This is a genomic window from Rhodococcus sp. T9N, assembly GCF_024436645.1.
Taxonomy (GTDB): domain Bacteria; phylum Actinomycetota; class Actinomycetes; order Mycobacteriales; family Mycobacteriaceae; genus Rhodococcus_F; species Rhodococcus_F qingshengii.
Window position 1 is genome coordinate 58825 of sequence record NZ_JAMSKS010000002.1, and the last position, 16388, is coordinate 75212.

16 protein-coding genes and 1 riboswitch are annotated in these 16388 nt (G+C 63.6%); of the genes, 5 read left to right on the plus strand and 11 right to left on the minus strand.

Annotated elements, in window-relative coordinates:
* Position 1 precedes the first annotated feature (1 nt).
* On the plus strand, positions 2–1171 hold the full coding sequence (locus M1L53_RS04100) for a hypothetical protein (protein WP_042452600.1): 1170 nt from the start codon (positions 2–4) through the stop codon (positions 1169–1171).
* 4 nt (positions 1172–1175) lie between these two features.
* Complete coding sequence (locus M1L53_RS04105) at positions 1176–2621, plus strand: aldehyde dehydrogenase (protein WP_054187994.1); 1446 nt, start codon at positions 1176–1178, stop codon at positions 2619–2621.
* Positions 2622–2951: 330 nt separating this feature from the next.
* Here M1L53_RS04105 and M1L53_RS04110 read toward each other — a convergent pair whose 3' ends face one another.
* From M1L53_RS04110 to M1L53_RS04130, 5 genes are all read right to left on the minus strand, one after another.
* A complete protein-coding gene (locus tag M1L53_RS04110) occupies positions 2952–3653 on the minus strand; it encodes a (2Fe-2S) ferredoxin domain-containing protein (protein WP_054187995.1) in 702 nt (233 codons plus the stop codon).
* Positions 3650–4711, minus strand: coding sequence for an ABC transporter substrate-binding protein (locus M1L53_RS04115; protein WP_054187996.1), 1062 nt, complete (start codon positions 4709–4711; stop codon positions 3650–3652). Before M1L53_RS04115 ends, M1L53_RS04110 begins: the two co-directional genes overlap by 4 nt.
* Positions 4708–5526 (minus strand): ABC transporter ATP-binding protein, encoded by an 819-nt coding sequence (locus tag M1L53_RS04120; protein ID WP_054187997.1) that lies wholly within the window; start codon positions 5524–5526, stop codon positions 4708–4710. Before M1L53_RS04120 ends, M1L53_RS04115 begins: the two co-directional genes overlap by 4 nt.
* Positions 5523–6530 (minus strand): iron ABC transporter permease, encoded by a 1008-nt coding sequence (locus M1L53_RS04125; RefSeq protein ID WP_007734507.1) that lies wholly within the window; start codon positions 6528–6530, stop codon positions 5523–5525. The genes M1L53_RS04120 and M1L53_RS04125 overlap by 4 nt, the downstream gene beginning before the upstream one ends.
* Before the next feature lie 115 nt (positions 6531–6645).
* A riboswitch (cobalamin riboswitch) is annotated at positions 6646–6783 on the minus strand.
* A gap of 16 nt (positions 6784–6799) precedes the next feature.
* Positions 6800–7408: a TetR/AcrR family transcriptional regulator gene (locus M1L53_RS04130; RefSeq protein WP_080726723.1), complete on the minus strand. Its 609-nt coding sequence runs from the start codon at positions 7406–7408 to the stop codon at positions 6800–6802.
* 52 nt (positions 7409–7460) lie between these two features.
* On the opposite strand from M1L53_RS04130, the gene M1L53_RS04135 reads away from it, so the two are divergent.
* From M1L53_RS04135 to M1L53_RS04145, 3 genes are read left to right on the plus strand one after another with little or no spacing between them, the layout of a single operon-like run.
* Positions 7461–8399, plus strand: a complete 939-nt coding sequence (locus tag M1L53_RS04135) for an alpha/beta hydrolase (protein ID WP_083471206.1) — start codon at positions 7461–7463, stop codon at positions 8397–8399.
* Positions 8400–8409: 10 nt separating this feature from the next.
* Positions 8410–9357, plus strand: coding sequence for a cation diffusion facilitator family transporter (locus tag M1L53_RS04140; RefSeq protein WP_042452614.1), 948 nt, complete (start codon positions 8410–8412; stop codon positions 9355–9357).
* A gap of 28 nt (positions 9358–9385) precedes the next feature.
* On the plus strand, positions 9386–9691 hold the full coding sequence (locus tag M1L53_RS04145; RefSeq protein WP_042452616.1) for a hypothetical protein: 306 nt from the start codon (positions 9386–9388) through the stop codon (positions 9689–9691).
* A 57-nt stretch (positions 9692–9748) separates the two neighbouring features.
* Here the strand turns inward: M1L53_RS04145 and epsC are convergent, their stop codons facing one another.
* The 6 genes from epsC to M1L53_RS04175 form a co-directional block, all read right to left on the minus strand.
* A complete protein-coding gene (gene epsC, locus M1L53_RS04150) occupies positions 9749–10327 on the minus strand; it encodes a serine O-acetyltransferase EpsC (protein WP_054187999.1) in 579 nt (192 codons plus the stop codon).
* A gap of 5 nt (positions 10328–10332) precedes the next feature.
* Entirely contained in the window at positions 10333–11268 is a 936-nt protein-coding gene (gene cysK, locus M1L53_RS04155; protein WP_003945916.1) for a cysteine synthase A, read from the minus strand.
* A 181-nt stretch (positions 11269–11449) separates the two neighbouring features.
* Entirely contained in the window at positions 11450–13279 is a 1830-nt protein-coding gene (locus M1L53_RS04160) for a phosphoenolpyruvate carboxykinase (GTP) (protein WP_003945806.1), read from the minus strand.
* A gap of 277 nt (positions 13280–13556) precedes the next feature.
* The gene (locus M1L53_RS04165) at positions 13557–13895 is read right to left on the minus strand and encodes a DUF6802 family protein (RefSeq protein WP_054188000.1); all 339 of its coding nucleotides are present in this window, start codon (positions 13893–13895) and stop codon (positions 13557–13559) included.
* A gap of 134 nt (positions 13896–14029) precedes the next feature.
* Positions 14030–15370, minus strand: a complete 1341-nt coding sequence (locus tag M1L53_RS04170; protein WP_232319056.1) for a hypothetical protein — start codon at positions 15368–15370, stop codon at positions 14030–14032.
* Complete coding sequence (locus M1L53_RS04175) at positions 15363–16295, minus strand: GTPase domain-containing protein (RefSeq protein ID WP_232319057.1); 933 nt, start codon at positions 16293–16295, stop codon at positions 15363–15365. Before M1L53_RS04175 ends, M1L53_RS04170 begins: the two co-directional genes overlap by 8 nt.
* Positions 16296–16388: the final 93 nt, after the last annotated feature.

The window sequence follows — 16388 nt, forward strand, 5'->3', positions numbered from 1 at the left end:
CATGCTCTCACCGATGGACGACTATCCCGTTCACCAGATCGCCGAACCGATCCGTCACGTAGCCACCTCGGATCGAAACTTCTACGACCGCTACTACTTCAACTGCTACCCCACGGAATCCCCCGACGTGTTCCTCATCGTCGGACTCGGCCAGTACCCCAACCTCGGCGTCATGGACGCCTTCGCGGTACTGCGCCGCGGTGACGACCACATCGTTGCTCGTATGTCGAAGGCTCTGGGCGCCGACCGCACCGACACCACCGTCGGGCCTTTGCGCATCGAAGTGCTCGAAGGGCTGCAGAAGCTCCGCGTCGTCCTCGAACCGGGCAGCGAATACGATCTCTCCTTCGACATCACCTTCGATGCCACCATCCCCGCGGCGCTCGAGCCCAAGCACTTTCGCCGTCAACTCGAACGAGTCACGTTCGACACCTCACGCTTCCTGCAGACCGGCACGTGGACCGGATCGCTCACCGTCGACGGGGAGGACTTCGCGATCGACCCGAAGACGTGGCGAGGTAACCGCGACCGCTCGTGGGGTGTGCGTCCGGTCGGTGAAGCCGAACCGCAAGGCAGACGCGCCGTCGACGGAATCCAGAACTTCTTCTGGATCTACGCGGTCATGCAGTTCGACGAGTTCACGATCTCGGTGATCATGCAGGAAGACGAGCAAGGCAGGCGCATCGTCGAAGAAGCCATGCGAGTGTGGCCGGACGAAGCCAGGGACAACGAATGGCTCGGCCGACCCGAACACGAACTGACGTTCTGCCCCGACACCCGCGACGTCACCGGAGCGACCATCACCTTCCACCGGCCAGGCGGTGAAGTCCTCACCGTCGCCTGCGAACTGCTGCTGGCCAACTACATCGGAATCGGCACCGGCTACGGGCTCGAACAGGACTGGCGTCACGGAATGTGGCAGGGCGAACTCGTCGTACAAGGGCTCCGCCACAAGGTCCACGAGATCGAACCGTTCCAACGCATGTTCTCCCCCGTCGACAACCTCGCGTCCTTCACGCTCACCGAAGGCACGAACACCAACACCGGCACCGGTCTTTTCGAGGTAGCCGCCATCGGACCGCACGAGAAATACGGATTCACCAGTTTCACCGACACCGCACAGGCAGACGACGCGTATGCCCTCGCGGCGACCGACAACACCGAGGAATGAATTGATGACTGACTACGACAAGCTCTACATCGGTGGAGCATGGGTGGCCCCGGCCACCGACCAGGTACTCGAAGTGTTCTCTCCCGCAACGGAGGAGCGCGTCGGCAGCTGTCCCATCGCAGCACCGGCAGACATCGACGCGGCCGTGTCCGCAGCCCGCGCGGCGTTCGAGGGACCGTGGTCACGCACCACCCCCGCCGAGCGCGGCGCGATCCTCGCCAAGGCCGCCAAGCTGATCGAAGAGCGCAGCGCGGAGATCAACCAGCTCATCTCCAACGAGATGGGCCAGCCGCCCGCCATGGTCGGCATGATGCAGCAGACCCCGTCGATGGCGACGCTGGGCTACTACGCCGAGCTGGCCGACAAGTTCGCGTGGGAAGAGAAGCGCACCGGCGCATTCGGGCAGACCAAGGTGACCCGTGAGCCCGTCGGCGTCGTCGCCGCCGTGCTGGCCTGGAACGTCCCGCTGTTCCTGGCGATCAACAAGCTGGCCCCCGCACTGCTCGCCGGCTGCACCGTACTGCTCAAGCCCGCACCCGAATCCCCTCTCTCTGTCCACGTGATCGCCGAGATCTTCACCGAGGCAGGTGTTCCCGAAGGCGTCATCTGCGTGCTCCCCGGCGGAGCCGAGACCGGCGAATATCTGGTCTCTCATGCGGGCATCGACAAGATCACGTTCACCGGATCCAGTGCCGTCGGCCGCAAGATCGGTGCCATCGCCGCACAGAACCTCAAGCGCTGCTCCCTCGAACTGGGTGGCAAGTCCGCCGCGATCATCCTCGAGGACGCCGACATCGCCGCCGGAATGCCGATGCTCGTCATGTCCGGCCTGATGAACACCGGTCAGGCCTGTGTCGCTCAGACCCGAATCCTCGCTCCCCGTTCGCGTTACGACGAGGTCATCGAGGGAATGAAGACCGCCGCAGGCTTCATGACCGTCGGCGATCCGTCCGATCCCGCAGCACAACTCGGCCCGCTGATCTCCGAGAAGCAGCGCGAGCGCGTCGAGGGTTACATCGCCAAGGGTAAGGAAGAAGGCGCGCGCGTCGTACTCGGTGGTGGACGCCCCGCCGGCCTGGACAAGGGCTGGTACGTCGAGCCGACGATCTTCGCCGACGTGGACAACTCGATGACCATCGCACGCGAGGAGATCTTCGGACCCGTTCTCTCGGTGATTCCGTACGACTCCGAGGACGAGGCCATCAAGATCGCCAACGATTCGGATTACGGCCTCGCCGGATCGGTGTGGACCACCGACATCGATCACGGACTCGAAGTTGCTGCGCAGATCCGCACGGGTACCTACGCGATCAACTGGTACGCCTTCGATCCCGGATCGCCGTTCGGTGGTTACAAGAACTCCGGTATCGGGCGCGAGAACGGACCTGAGGGCCTCGAAGCCTTCTGCGAGACCAAGTCCGTACTCATGCCGCCCGGCTACGTGGGCTGACCCACCCGGGAGTTGGCACCCTTTGCTGACAGTTGGCACCCGTTCCGACCTGCCGGAACGGGTGCCAGCCCCATGAAATGGGTGCCAACTCCCAGCGAATCCACAGATCCACCCGGTACCGTCGAAAACGAATCAGTCATCTCACAAAGGACATTCATATGCTCACCAACGCCATCAACGCTTTCCTCGCACTCTGGGGCAGCGCCTCCGTCGGCAGCAGTGGATACCAGATCCCGCCGGGAACCCTTCCCTTCGGTTCCTGAGACAGGACAACAGAACCCGCTGAGCGCACTTCGCGCTCAGCGGGTTCTCTGTTTCGCCGACCTATATCTACCGGTCCAGAACGTGATCCACCAATTGATTCTCGTGACCGGAGACCAAGGCCTCGGCATCACCGGCGTCCACGTGCCCGAACCAGGTACCGCCGGGGTTCGCGATCACCAACGGCCCCAGGTTGCACGGGCTCAGACAACCGGTTCCGGTCACCTTCGACGAGGTACCTTTGGCCGCCGCGCTCATCGCCCGGTGCAACGGTCCTGCTCCGTACGCCATACAGCGAGGGCCCTTGCACACCAACAGATGCCTATCGTGCTGCTCGATCACGGACCACGCCGGACTGCGATACGACGCCGGACTGGCAGTGATCGGCTTTCCCGCCGAGTCGAGTTCGTCGATCACCTGCCCGGCCACCGCACCTTCGAGCGTTTCCGTTTCATGGAGCGTCACTTCCAGTTCGGCGTCGATCCGGGTTTCGCGCCAGTTCGCAACCGCCTTGCTGGTCCACGTGAGCAGGTACCGATCCCTCGGGACCGCAACTGGAATCAACACGACCTTGTCGACGTCATCGACATGGGCTCGATCGAGTTCCTCGTGAAGGCTCGGCGAAGCGACATCGAGGTACGCAACGCGAACGTCGGCGTCGGTGCCCGCCTGAACAGCGTCGAACATCCGTCGCGCGGCCGACTCGTCGAGGCCGCTGACGGTCGGCCGCAGTACGACAATCACCCGACGCGAGCACCGGTTGTTGCTCATGCCGACGGCGCGGTTGTCCAGTCGATCCCGCTCGACGGAGCAAGCCCGAACTCTTCGATCTTCGCGCGCAACTCTTCCGCGCCGTAGATATTGGGGAACCCACTGGTGAACATGGCGAGCGGGAGTACGACGAAACGGTTCTGCTTGACGGCGTCGAGGTCACGCAGGCCTTCTCGGCTCTTGATCGCGTCGATCTTGCCCTGTACTTCGTCGGCACTCTTCTTGTAGTCCATGATCACGATGATGTCGGGTTCTGACTTCGCGACGGTCTCCCAGCTCGCTTTGAACCAGGTGTTGTCGACGTCGGCGAACACATTGGTTCCCCCGGCGACGTCGATGATTCCGTTGGGGGCTCCGTTGCCTCCGCTGGTGTACAGATCTTCTTCACCGCTGTCGTAGATCAGCACCTTCGGCTTGTCGGCGGCATCTGGCGCGGACTCCAGACGTGCCAAACGTGAATCCAATTCGGTCAATGCCTCGGCGGCGGTGTCCTCGGTTCCGAACAGCTTTCCGTAATTGGTCACGTCCGCACGAAGGGCATCCCACGGACCCATCGTGCCGAGCGCGGAATCCGCTGCGGCACTCTGCCGACAACTGTCGGAGATCACATATGCATCGATGTTGTTGCTCTGCAGCGATTCCGGCGTCACACCGGAGGCGCCCTTGAACAAGCCACTGTAGGAGCCGACCACCAGGTCCGCCTGCTTACCCAGAATCGTCTCCATCGTGATCGTTCCGTCCAGGTGTGGGACGTCCGCAATTCCAGGGCCGAACATCGACTCCATGACCGCGTCGTTGTTCGTGTTCAACACGACGGCAGCGAGACGATCCAAACCGCCGACTCGAAGAATGGTGCCGATATTGGCCGCATTGCTTGTCGCAACGACGTTCTCGATCGGAAGCTGGAAAGTGCTTTCGGTCCCGCAGTTCTCCAATGTCACCGAAGTCTTGTCTGCAGCTTCGTCCACCGGTGCAGTTGCCGAGCAGCCGGCAACTGTCAACAACGCTGTCGCGGCTACAACCGCACCGAACGACGCGCGGGTCTTGACCTGTATCAAAGTGCACTCTCCGAAAATGATTGTTGTGGTTGAGAATTTCGTGATTCGAATACGAGGTGTGAACGGCCTGTCGCGGGGTTCACGAGTTCGAAAGTCTCGACGCCGAAAACAGTTGCCACCACCGAGGTGGTGAGTACGTCGGATGGATGTCCGAACGCCCTGGCCACTCCATCCGCGAGCACGAGCACCCGATCGCACACTGCCGCAGCCAAATCGAGGTCGTGCAGTGCCATGATCACCGTCCGGTCCAACGACCGGACCAGATCGAGCAGTTCGAGTTGATGCCGGATGTCGAGATGATTGGTCGGCTCGTCGAGGATGAGCACACCGGCGTCCTGCGCGAGACCTCGGGCGAGAAACACCCGCCGACGCTCACCGCCGGAAAGCGTGTCCATCGAAGAGAACCGGTGCTCGATCATTCCGACCTCGCCCAGAGCACGATCGACGACGGCATTCTCGTGCTTTCCACCGACGCTCCAGGGCTTTGCATGTGGTGTGCGGCCCAGACTCACGTACTCGTGAACCAACAAATCGGCGGGACTCTGCTCTTCCTGCGCCACAAAGGAAATGGCTTTGGCCCTCGACCGCGCGGACATCGCGTGCACGGACTCGCCGCCGACACGAATGTCACCGCCGGCGATCGGCCCGAGACCGGCGAGAGCACGCAAGAACGTCGACTTGCCCGAGCCGTTCGGACCAACCACGCCGACCACTGCGCCGGCGTCGGCCGCGATGTCGACGCCTTTGACGATGGTTCGACGGTCGATGCGGACAACGACTCCGGACGCGGTCAGCGCCAGGGCTCGGGCGCTCACGAACTGCCACCGAATCGGTAGCGCCGACGGCCGAGAAGCAGGAGAAACAGCGGTGCACCGATCACCCCGGTCACCACGCTCAGCGGGATCTCGGTCGGCCGCAACGAGGTCCGCGCCACGACGTCGACCCACACCAGGAACGACGCGCCGATCAGCGCTGCCGCCGGCAACACCACTCGATGTCTGGCTCCGACAAGCATGCGTGTGACGTGCGGTATGACCAGGCCTACGAAGGCAATCGCGCCGGACACCGCAACCATCGTGCCGACCAACGCTGCCAGCACGCCGAACAGCACGTTTCGCAGGGTTCGGATGGGAATACCGAGCGAAGCCGCGACGTCCGGTCCGGCCGCCAGCGCGTCCAGCCAACCGTGCAGCGCGAACACCGCTGCCGTCAGCAGGAACACAACGATGACCGGCGCCCACAACTTGTCCCAGGATGCCCCGGCCAAACTTCCCAGGAGCCAGAACAATACGGACTGCGCGGCCTGGGAATCATTGGTACGCAGCACCAGAAAACTCGCGATCGCCGACAGGGCGGATGCGGTAACGGTGCCGGTCAGAACCAATCGCAGTGGAGTGATACCGCCTTGCAGCGTCGCGATGGTGAAGACGAGAATCGCAGCTCCCAACGCCCCGATCATCGCGCCGAAACTGAGCGCCCACACTCCCGCGCCGGCGAACAGTCCGGTGGTGATGACGGCGGTGGCACCGACACTCGCGCCGGACGACACTCCCAGCAGGTGGGGATCGGCAAGAGCGTTACGGACGAGGGTTTGCACCACCGCGCCGGCGACGGCAAGACCAGCGCCGACGGCCAGACCGAGCAGTACCCGAGGTGCTCTGATCCCCCACACGATCGCAAGTTCGGAACGCGTGACGGGTGGGCCTCCGAAGCGCGAGTGCACCACGTCCACCACAGTGGACACGGGGAGCATCTCGGATCCGAATGCCAACGCGCACACAGCAGAGAGCACGGCGACGACCAGCAGAGCGGGCAGCACGATACCCGGACTGAGCCGTCCTCGAGGCGCACCAGCCTTCGGCGAAGGCAGGTGGGTAGGTGGAGACAGAGCTCCGCCAACAGCATTCATGGTGTGACCGATCCATCCTCGTGGCATGACACAACGTCAACGAGGGTGGTATCTGGCTACGGTCGACGCATGGACGACCTCACAGTGGCGGGACCGCGCCGGAATTGCACCGACTTCCCATTACCTCGATGATGACGTCAGAACCATAACGGACTGTGGTCACCATTCTCGACACCGGATCAAGGTTGCGACCCGATCATCGATCTCGCGTGCCGTACGACGGCTTCCGTTCGCACTCGAAGTTCTTCGGGTGAATCCGATTCCAGCACAACCCGATGCACCTGACTGTCCACGGCAGTCACGGTCAGCCGCGACGTCAACAACGCATCCTCCGCACTGAAACCGTAGCTCTGGAGGTACTCCGAAAAGCCGAGTACCAGTTGACGATTCATTCCTTCGACCTGCTCGATGAGCTCACGCGTACGCGGAACCTGATCGTAGAGCAGGTGAAAGAACTCTCGCGGCTTACTGTTCACTTCGACCGCGCACTCCACCAACATCCTCACGGCCTCGTCCGGGGTGAGCTCACGCTCGACGATGTCGGCAAGGCAGAGCGCAAAACTCTCCCGCGCAGCACTCACGTGACGGTTCGCCAACTCCGAGAGGATCTCGTACTTGTCGCCGAAATACTGGTAGAGCGAGCCCACCGACACCCCTGCTTCGTCAGCGATCCGGTTGGTGGTCGCTGCCATGGCTTCCGAAGCGAAAACGCGAGTAGCTGCCTCCAGGATCGCGTCGTAGGTAGCCCTCGAGCGCTGCTGGGAGGGCCTTTTCCGCCGAGTCGACACGGTCCTCCGATGCGAGTTGTCAGCCGCGACGCCGATACCGAGAATTGTGTAGGTGACCAGCGCCGATTACTCGAAGTTTATGCCCGACCGGTACACCGAACACATGCCGGCGCCGACCCCGACGTGGTGGGAGTGGAACGGCAACACCGTCCACGTCGCACGGGCCGTGGTTCCAGACGCGCCGGTTCGTGTTCTCGGCATCCACGGCGCCGGCGGCTACTCGGGCGCGTTGTGGCCGTTCGCCGGGATCGGCGTGAAACTCGGCGCCGAAGTCCTCTTCCCTGACCTTCCGCTGTACGGCGACACCGTCGTAGCCGATCCCGCCGGCGTCCGGTACGAGCAGTGGGTCGATCTCCTCTGCGATCTCGTCCGGGCCGAGAAGGCAGCCGACGATCGGCCGCTGGTGTTGTTGGGAGCCAGCATCGGCGGTCTGCTGGCCTACGAGGTAGCCGCGCGGACCGGTCTGGCCGACGCCGTCGTCGCTACCTGCCTGCTCGATCCCTCGGATCCATCGGCCAGAGCTGCCGCGGCGCGGTTCGGCCCGATGGGTGTCTACGGCGCTCCCCTGATGCGGCGCACCGAACGACTGGTGGGCCGTATCCGCGTGCCCATCCGTTGGGTCGCCGACGTGGCGAACATGAGCAGCAATCGGGAGCTCGCAACGCTGTGCGCAACCGATCCGCGCGGTGGCGGTGTTCGGGTGCCACTCGGATTCCTCAGCAGCTACTTCTCGTTCGACCACACCGCACCCGAAGCATTTCGGACGACGCCCGTTCTGCTCACCCACCCGGCCGACGACCGATGGACGCCACCCGAACTGAGCCTGCAGTTCCTCCGCCGCATCAACGCACCCACCGAATTCGTGATGCTGGACGGGTGCGGGCACTTTCCCGTCGAAGAGCCGGGCCTGACGCAGTTCCACGACGCCGTCGCCACACTGCTGCACTCCGTCGCCGAGCGTCACCGCACGAAACCGTCGTCACCCGCCTAGCCTGAGAATCGTGAGCACCGAAACGGAAGCATCGGCCGACGAGAGCACCACGACGGTCGTACTGGCGTTTGCGGCGAACGCGCTGATCGCCGGTGCCAAGACGGCGGCCGCCATCGTCACCGGATCTGCATCGATGGTCGCAGAGGCCACCCACTCCTGGGCCGATACCGGCAACGAAGTGCTGCTGCTGATCGCGAACCGCCGCTCGAAAAGGGTTCCCGACCGAGACCAGCCACTCGGCTACGGCCGGGAGGCATACATCTGGTCGATGTTCGCCGCTCTCGGACTGTTTGCACTCGGCGCGGGTGTCTCGATCACTCATGGCATCCAGGAACTGTTCCATTCCGAACCGGCGTCCGACTTCGGTGTCGCCTACGCCGTCCTCGGCGTCTCGTTCATCCTCGAAGGCATCTCGTTCCGGCAGGCGTACAAACAACTCCGAAACGAAGCGTCCGCCGTGAACCGCGACGTCATGACCCAGGCACTCAACACATCCGACCCGACGACTCGGGCCGTGTTCGCCGAAGATGCTGCGGCACTTATCGGTTTGGTCATCGCGTTCGTCGGTGTCCTGTTGCACCAGGTCACCGGTTCACCCATCCCCGACGCCCTCGGCTCCATCTTCGTCGGCATTCTCCTCGGGGTCATCGCAATCATCCTGATAGATCGGAACCGCCGCTTCCTGGTCGGCGAAGAGGCCTCACCGACGCTGCGGGCAGCAGCCGTCGAAGCTCTCACCCAACTGCCCGAGATCAACCGAATCACGTTCCTGCGTATGGAATACCTCGGGCCGCGACAGGTCTACCTGGTGGCCAGCGTCGACCTGGTCGGTGACTACGCGGAATCCCGAGTTGCCCACACGTTGCGCGAACTCGAGCGCTCACTCGAGCAGAGCCCACGTGTCGTGCGGGCGATCCTGACCCTCTCGACCCCCGAAGAACCGTCGATCACAGTCTGAACTTCCGGCCGGGCGATAGGCTCGTCCGATGCGCGCACTGATCGTGATTCTGGCGGTTCTGGGATTTGTCGTCGGGGGAATTCCCCTGGTGGGCAGTCTGATCGACGTGATGACCAGTCCTGACGAGACCATCGTCTATCAGGGTTCCTACGTACCACTGCGCGGCGTACAGATGGCTCGGGACTACGAGTCGTCGTTGAACATCGCTTTCGACGCCCGATCGGACAATCCACGCTGGCTCGTCCTGGCCTGCTATCCCCTGATCGGAGCAGCACTGGGCGCTCTGACTGCCGTCGTACTGGGACGTCGCGGGTGGCACCTGACGCGAGCCTGAACAGACGCCGATGGCCACCCGCCGTCTACACGAGGGGTGGCCATCCGAGGAATACGTTCAGATGTACATCGCAGGGTCGATGTAACTGTTCGGGTCCACCAGTTTTTCCTTGGTGGTCCGTGGCCGCGCCACCGCCGGGATACCCGTCGCGATGGATTCGGCCGGAACATCTCTGGTGACAACGGCATTGGCGCCGATAGCGCTACCTTCACCGATGACGACAGGTCCGAGGATCTTGGCACCAGCGCCGACGGTTACCCGATCACCCAGCGTCGGGTGACGTTTGACCTGTTCGAGCGAGCGACCACCGAGAGTGACGCCGTGATAGAGCATCACGTCGTTACCGACCTCGGCCGTCTCCCCGATCACGACGCCCATGCCGTGGTCGATGAAGAACCGTCGACCGATGGTGGCACCGGGATGAATCTCGATGCCGGTGACGAAGCGTGTCAGCTGCGAGAGCACTCGCGCCGGGCCGCGTAGCGCAGGGACGGCCCACATGCGATGTGCAACCCGATGCGCCCAAATAGCATGCAGCCCTGAATAAACGAGCGCGTTCTCCGCATTGCTGCGCGCGGCAGGATCCTGACCGCGCGCAGCCTGCAGGTCCTCGCGAATTGTCCCGAGGATACTCACAAGTCTCAGTCCCGGATGTGTTCGAACAGCGGGGTGGAGATGTAACGCTCGCCGAAGTCACACACGACAGCCACGATCAGCTTGCCGGCGTTTTCCGGACGCTTCGCCAACTCGAGTGCTGCCCAGACGATGGCGCCGGACGAGATGCCGCCCAGGATGCCTTCCTTGGTGCCGAGTGCGCGAGCGACCTCGATGGAATCGGGGAACGAGACGTCGATGATCTCGTCGTAGATCTCGCGATCGAGGACGTCGGGCACGAAGTTCGCGCCGATTCCCTGGATCTTGTGGGGGCCGGGCTGGCCACCGTTGAGGATCGGCGAGTCGATGGGCTCGACGCCCACGATCTTGACCTCGGGCTTGTACTTGCGAAGGGTGCGTCCGACGCCGGTGATGGTGCCGCCGGTGCCGATGCCGGACACGAAGATGTCGACGGCGCCGTCGGTGTCGGCCCAGACCTCTTCGCCCGTCGTTGCCTCGTGGATGGCCGGGTTGGCCGGGTTCGCGAACTGGCTGGCCGAGACGGCGTTCTCGGTCTGCTCGACGATTTCCTTGGCCTTGGCGACCGCACCGGCCATGCCCTCGGATCCCGGGGTCAGCACGATCTCGGCGCCGTAAGCACGCAGCATCACGCGACGCTCGGTGGACATGGTCTCGGGCATGGTCAGGATGACCTTGTAGCCACGAGCAGCACCGACCATGGCGAGTGCGATACCCGTGTTACCGCTGGTTCCCTCGACGATCGTGCCACCGGGCTTGAGTGCTCCGGACTTCTCGGCGGCGTCGATGATCGCCACGCCGATCCGGTCCTTGACGCTGTTGGCCGGGTTGTAGAACTCGAGCTTGACGGCGACCTGTGCGTCCAGGCCCTCGGTCAGACGGTTGAGCCGCACGATCGGGGTGCGCCCGACCAATTCGGTCACGTTGTTGTAGATCCCGCTCATATCTGGTCCTCCTGAGGATCGAGTGTGTCGACCCGCTCGCTGATCACTGCTTTACGGCTGAACTGCATAACGGCTGAACTGCTTAACGGCTACAGGCAAGGGCATACAGACGACCGATGCCGCATCGGTTCATCAAATTGAACCAATGCGGCATCAGGCCACTACATACGGGGGCGGTTTATCAGGCCAACCGCTGCTTCAGAGCTTCGAACTCGTCGCGAATGCCGGTCGGCAGCTTCTCGCCGACGAAGTCGAACCACTCTTCGATGAGCGGGATCTCGGCCTTCCACTCGTCGATGTTGACCGCGAGGGCCTCGGTGATGTCGGCGTCCGACACGTCCAGTCCTTCGATGTCGAGTGCCGATCCGGTGGGAACGACGCCGATCGGGGTGTCGATACCGGCAGCCTTGTGCTCGATACGCTCGACGATCCACTTCAGGACGCGGGAGTTCTCGCCGAAGCCTGGCCACAGGAAGCGTCCGTCGTCGCCGCGGCGGAACCAGTTGACGTAGAAGACCTTGGGGAGCTTGGACGCGTCCGCGGACTTGCCGAGGTCGATCCAGTGCTGGAAGTAGTCACCGACGTTGTAGCCGAGGAACGGCAGCATTGCCATCGGATCGCGGCGAACCGTACCGACCTGGCCTTCGGCTGCTGCGGTCTGCTCGGAGCCGACCGTTGCACCCATGAAGACGCCGTGCTGCCAGTCGCGAGCCTCGGTGACCAGCGGAACCGTCGTCTTGCGGCGTCCGCCGAACAGGATTGCCGAGATCGGCACGCCCTTCGGGTCGTCCCACTCGGGAGCCATGATCGGGCACTGCGACATCGGGGTGCAGTAACGCGAGTTGGGATGAGCCGCATGGGTGCCCGACTCGGGCGTCCACTCGTTGCCCTTCCAGTCGATCAGGTGCTGCGGGTCGCCTTCGAGGCCTTCCCACCAGACGTCACCGTCGTCAGTCAGAGCGACGTTGGTGAAGACCGTGTTGCCCTGGTCGATGGTGCGCATGGCGTTGGGGTTCGAGGACCAGTTGGTGCCGGGAGCCACGCCGAAGAAACCGAATTCCGGGTTGACGGCGTACAGCTGTCCGTCCTCACCGAAACGCATCCAGGCGATGTCGTCACCGAGGGTCTCGGCGCGCCACCCGGGGATGGTCGGCTGGATCATCGCGAGGTTGGTCTTGCCACAAGCGGAGGGGAATGCCGCCGCGATGTAGTAGGCCTTGTCCTCGGGCGAGATGAGCTTGAGGATGAGCATGTGCTCGGCCAGCCAGCCCTCGTCGTGCGCCATTGCCGAGGCGATACGCAGCGAGTAGCACTTCTTGCCCAGGAGAGCGTTTCCGCCGTAGCCGGAACCGAAGCTCCAGATCTCACGATCCTCGGGGAAGTGGGTGATGTACTTGGTGTCGTTGCACGGCCACGCGACGTCTTCCTGGCCTTCGGCCAGCGGAGCGCCCAGCGAGTGCAGCGCCTTGACGAAGAATCCGTCGGTGCCGAGCTTGTCGAGAACCTTGCTGCCCATGCGGGTCATGACGCGCATGGATACGACGACGTACTCGGAATCGGTGAGCTCGACGCCCAGCTTCGGGTCCTCGGCGTCGAGGGGGCCCATGCAGAACGGCACGACGTACATGGTGCGTCCACGCATGCAACCGCGGTACAGGTCACCCATGAGGGTGCGCATCTCCGCCGGGTCCATCCAGTTGTTGGTGGGACCTGCGTCGATTTCTTCCTTCGAGCAGATGTACGTACGCGATTCGACTCGCGCGACATCGGACGGATCGGAGTTGCCGAGGAAAGAGTTCGGCTTCTTCTCGTCGTTGAGGCGGGTGAAGGTTCCTGCCTCGACCAACTTCGTTGTCAGTCGGTCCCATTCTTCGTCCGAGCCGTCTGCGAAGACGACGCGATCCGGCTGGGTGAGTTCGGCAACCTCTTGCACCCATGCAAGCAGTTCCTTGTGCTGCGTGGGGGGCGTGCCGTCAGTTCCATTGAGACCGGGAATGGTCGCTGAGGTCATCAAACTCTCCTGGGGTGAGCCGGAACCGGGTTCTCGTGACACCGGATGCGAACTGCAGCGCCCCGATACCAGTCGATCCCGGTGTCCCCCTCTCGACGGGGTCCAGCCGCGTCATCCACTCACGTGGATTTCACGGACGCCGGGTGTCCTATGTATTGAGGTTAACGCTGGCTGTTCACCTGCAGGTAATCGGGTGCGGTCAGAAATGTCACAGAAACGATTCAGTTGGTGTGTTCAGGTGCCTACCCGGCGCTCAGAGCACATAAACGGAAGCTTTTCAGAGCGCTCCGGCATCGATTTTCTGCCACACGAGGGCGCCTTCGTCGTCTCGACTGCATTCCCAGGCCGAGTAGTCGCCGTCCGACTCGATCATCGTGAGGCGATCGGCGCTACCGTCGCGATCGAAATCGGACACGATCACGACGGCGTCGTCGGAGTGGACGACACGGCTGTCGACCGTTCCGTCACCGTCCAAGTCGAAGGCGTCGAAGTTCAGGTCGCCGGCATCGACCGGTCCCGACGCGGGCCCGAAGGTCTCGGGCTCGATACGCCCAGGATCGAGCGCTTCGGCTTCGTGCCCGTCGATGTGTCCGGCCGTGATCAGAAGTGCGTCCATTACTCCCCCTACTGGATGGTGACCTACTGCTTCGGCAACCCCTACCGAAACCGTCCGCTCAGTATTACCAGACCCCGACGATCAGTCGTGGCCGAAATTGCCGCACTGTGGAGAACTCTGCACTCGCGGAATGATCAGTAGGCGGTGTTCAAAACGGCGAGGTCGCGCTCGCACGACGCGAGCTGACCCGATCTGGCCGCGGCGAGCTCACGAAGTTCACCGTCGATCTCCACGATTCGAGCCTGCGCCGACGCCAACTGCTCGCGACTCTCCGCCATGATCGCCGCTCCCAGATCCGCCTCGGCCTCGAGCAGCACGCTCTGCACTCGCTGCTCCCACTGAGCGCGAACCGCCGACATCGATTCGACGATCCACGACCTGGAGTGGGCACGATCGGCCGTCAGCCCGCGAGTTCGCGCCAACCACCACGCCGCGGCGCCACCCAGAATCAACGTCACGGGGATACTTGCGAACTCCAAGGCCGGAATCATTTCCAGCGGAGTCACTGCGATACGGCCGAGGCCGAGACCCGCGGACGCGCCGACAAGAATTGTCACCCGGTCCTCGTTTCCGCGCTGACGGCCCGGCAGGCCCTCCGGAATCTGCGGGGAAGGCATGTATCCGTTCGTGCCCGCCACTTCCACCGCTGCCGCCATCGCGGCGTCGAACACCCGGGTGTGATGGTCGACCTCGTGCTGCAGTCGCGTCGGCACGCTGCCCAATTCGGCTCGCGAGGCCGCATCGACCCAGGCACGTGCCCCGGCGACCGTCGCCCGGGTTGCTTCGGCGATTTGTTGTGACAGATCCCCGCGCGCTCGTTGCAGTCGGCTTCGCACCTGCACCAGGCGTTCGCCTCGCCGGCCGTCACGGTCTGCGAGCAGCTGCGATCGCTCGGCCCGCAGTTCGGCACCAGGAACACTGTCACGTAGATTCCGGATCTCCATCTCGATCATCCGGCGCGTCTGTGCGATGACTCCGGAATCCGAACCACCTGCTTCCCTCTCCCGTGCCGCCCGGCTCACGACCGCAACGAGTGACTGCTCCTGACCAGGCGCAATCGGGACCACCGGAGCCTGAGCAAAAGCGGTGCAGTGCAAAGCGAGAATCTCGGCATCACGCCGGCGCACCGCCTGCCAGTCTCGATAGACGTCGACGCGGGTCAGCGCCACCACCACCGGGGTTCCGCTCGCCGCAGCGTCGCCGAGGAGAAGGAGATCCTCGCGTCCGATCACACTGGCGGCGTCGACGACCAGAAGTACGACGTCGGCGTCCACCTCGCGTGTCACTGTCGAACAGTCATCCGAAGCATCGAACATCTGCGCGACGTCTTCCCGTCCACACCTTGGTGGACCGACAACGTAAATGCGAGTGTCACTGGATGTTTCGGCGGCGACCCGGCGACCCGGATCGGATGCCGGATTCCATCGCTGCACCACGCGCAGCACCGAATCCGGAAGTACCGAAACGCTATTCATCGGTCACCGCCGGGGCAGAGCGATCGCCTCCGAGCTGCGCCCACCGACGCACATACCCGCGTCGAATCAGTGAGACCCTTTGTTGCGGAAACTGTTCCGACTCGTCCACGAGCTCGCCCCACCACCGGCTGCACGTGCCCGCGTCGTCAGCGGTACGAGGATCGGGAGGCTCGCCTTGACGCAGGGCTCGAATTTCGGGGCTCATCATCGCCGCCGCAGCGCCGAACAACACCGCGGAGTCCGAACTCAGATACAACTCGATCTCGTCCCTGCCCGCAGCGCTGCGCGAGGCAGATCGCCTCAGCGCCGGGCCGATCTGCTCGACCCGGCCCCACCACTGCGCCTCCAGAACAGGTCCGAGAGCCGCGAACAACTCTTCGACGCCGCGCCCGGTCAGTGTCTCCACCGGAACCGTGGGCACGCCGACGTTCTCCGAGATTTCCGCCGCCCGTCCCAGCGCCTCGTCCCAGCGCGGACCGAACAAGTCAGCCTTGTTCGCAGCGACGACCACACGATCGGAAACTCGAGCAATGGCTCGGCCGTCGACGTCGCGGACCGCGTCGACCACCACGTAGACAACGCAACGAGGACCCAGATCGGGGTTCGACGTTCCAGGGACATCGAATGCCCTCGACTCGGTCACCACAACCGGTGCGCCGACAACTCTGCGCGAGAACCGGTCGTCGCGCCCCAGGATCCGCGCCAAAGACGACCGCCCCACCCCGGCTCGCCCGGCGACCACCAATTCGAGCGGCGCTGTCAGCGATCCGAGCACCGAGTGAACCGCCTCTGCGGCTCCCGAATCGATCGACGTCAGCCGATATGCCAGAGCGCGCAGCTGATCGATCGGCTCCGAGCAGGCGTCGTCGATCGATTCTGCGGGCAACATTCGTGACCAATTACTGCATGCAAATCCTGTGTTCATCCCCACCCCACGTCCCCACCGTGTCGGTGAGATTCTGTCAGGTTCTCGGCAAGGACGGCAGGTGACACCACCCTTTCGCCGACAGTCCGAAGT

Bases quoted from the DNA above. Each gene is read 5' to 3' on its own strand.
- M1L53_RS04100 (WP_042452600.1), top strand. From the start codon at position 2: ATGCTCTCACCGATGGACGACTATCCCGTTCACCAGATCGCCGAACCG.
- M1L53_RS04105 (WP_054187994.1), top strand. From the start codon at position 1,176: ATGACTGACTACGACAAGCTCTACATCGGTGGAGCATGGGTGGCCCCG.
- M1L53_RS04110 (WP_054187995.1), bottom strand. From the start codon at position 3,653: ATGAGCAACAACCGGTGCTCGCGTCGGGTGATTGTCGTACTGCGGCCG.
- M1L53_RS04145 (WP_042452616.1), top strand. From the start codon at position 9,386: ATGCGCGCACTGATCGTGATTCTGGCGGTTCTGGGATTTGTCGTCGGG.
- cysK (WP_003945916.1), bottom strand. From the start codon at position 11,268: ATGAGCGGGATCTACAACAACGTGACCGAATTGGTCGGGCGCACCCCG.
- M1L53_RS04160 (WP_003945806.1), bottom strand. From the start codon at position 13,279: ATGACCTCAGCGACCATTCCCGGTCTCAATGGAACTGACGGCACGCCC.
- M1L53_RS04165 (WP_054188000.1), bottom strand. From the start codon at position 13,895: ATGGACGCACTTCTGATCACGGCCGGACACATCGACGGGCACGAAGCC.
- M1L53_RS04170 (WP_232319056.1), bottom strand. From the start codon at position 15,370: ATGAATAGCGTTTCGGTACTTCCGGATTCGGTGCTGCGCGTGGTGCAG.
- M1L53_RS04175 (WP_232319057.1), bottom strand. From the start codon at position 16,295: ATGAACACAGGATTTGCATGCAGTAATTGGTCACGAATGTTGCCCGCA.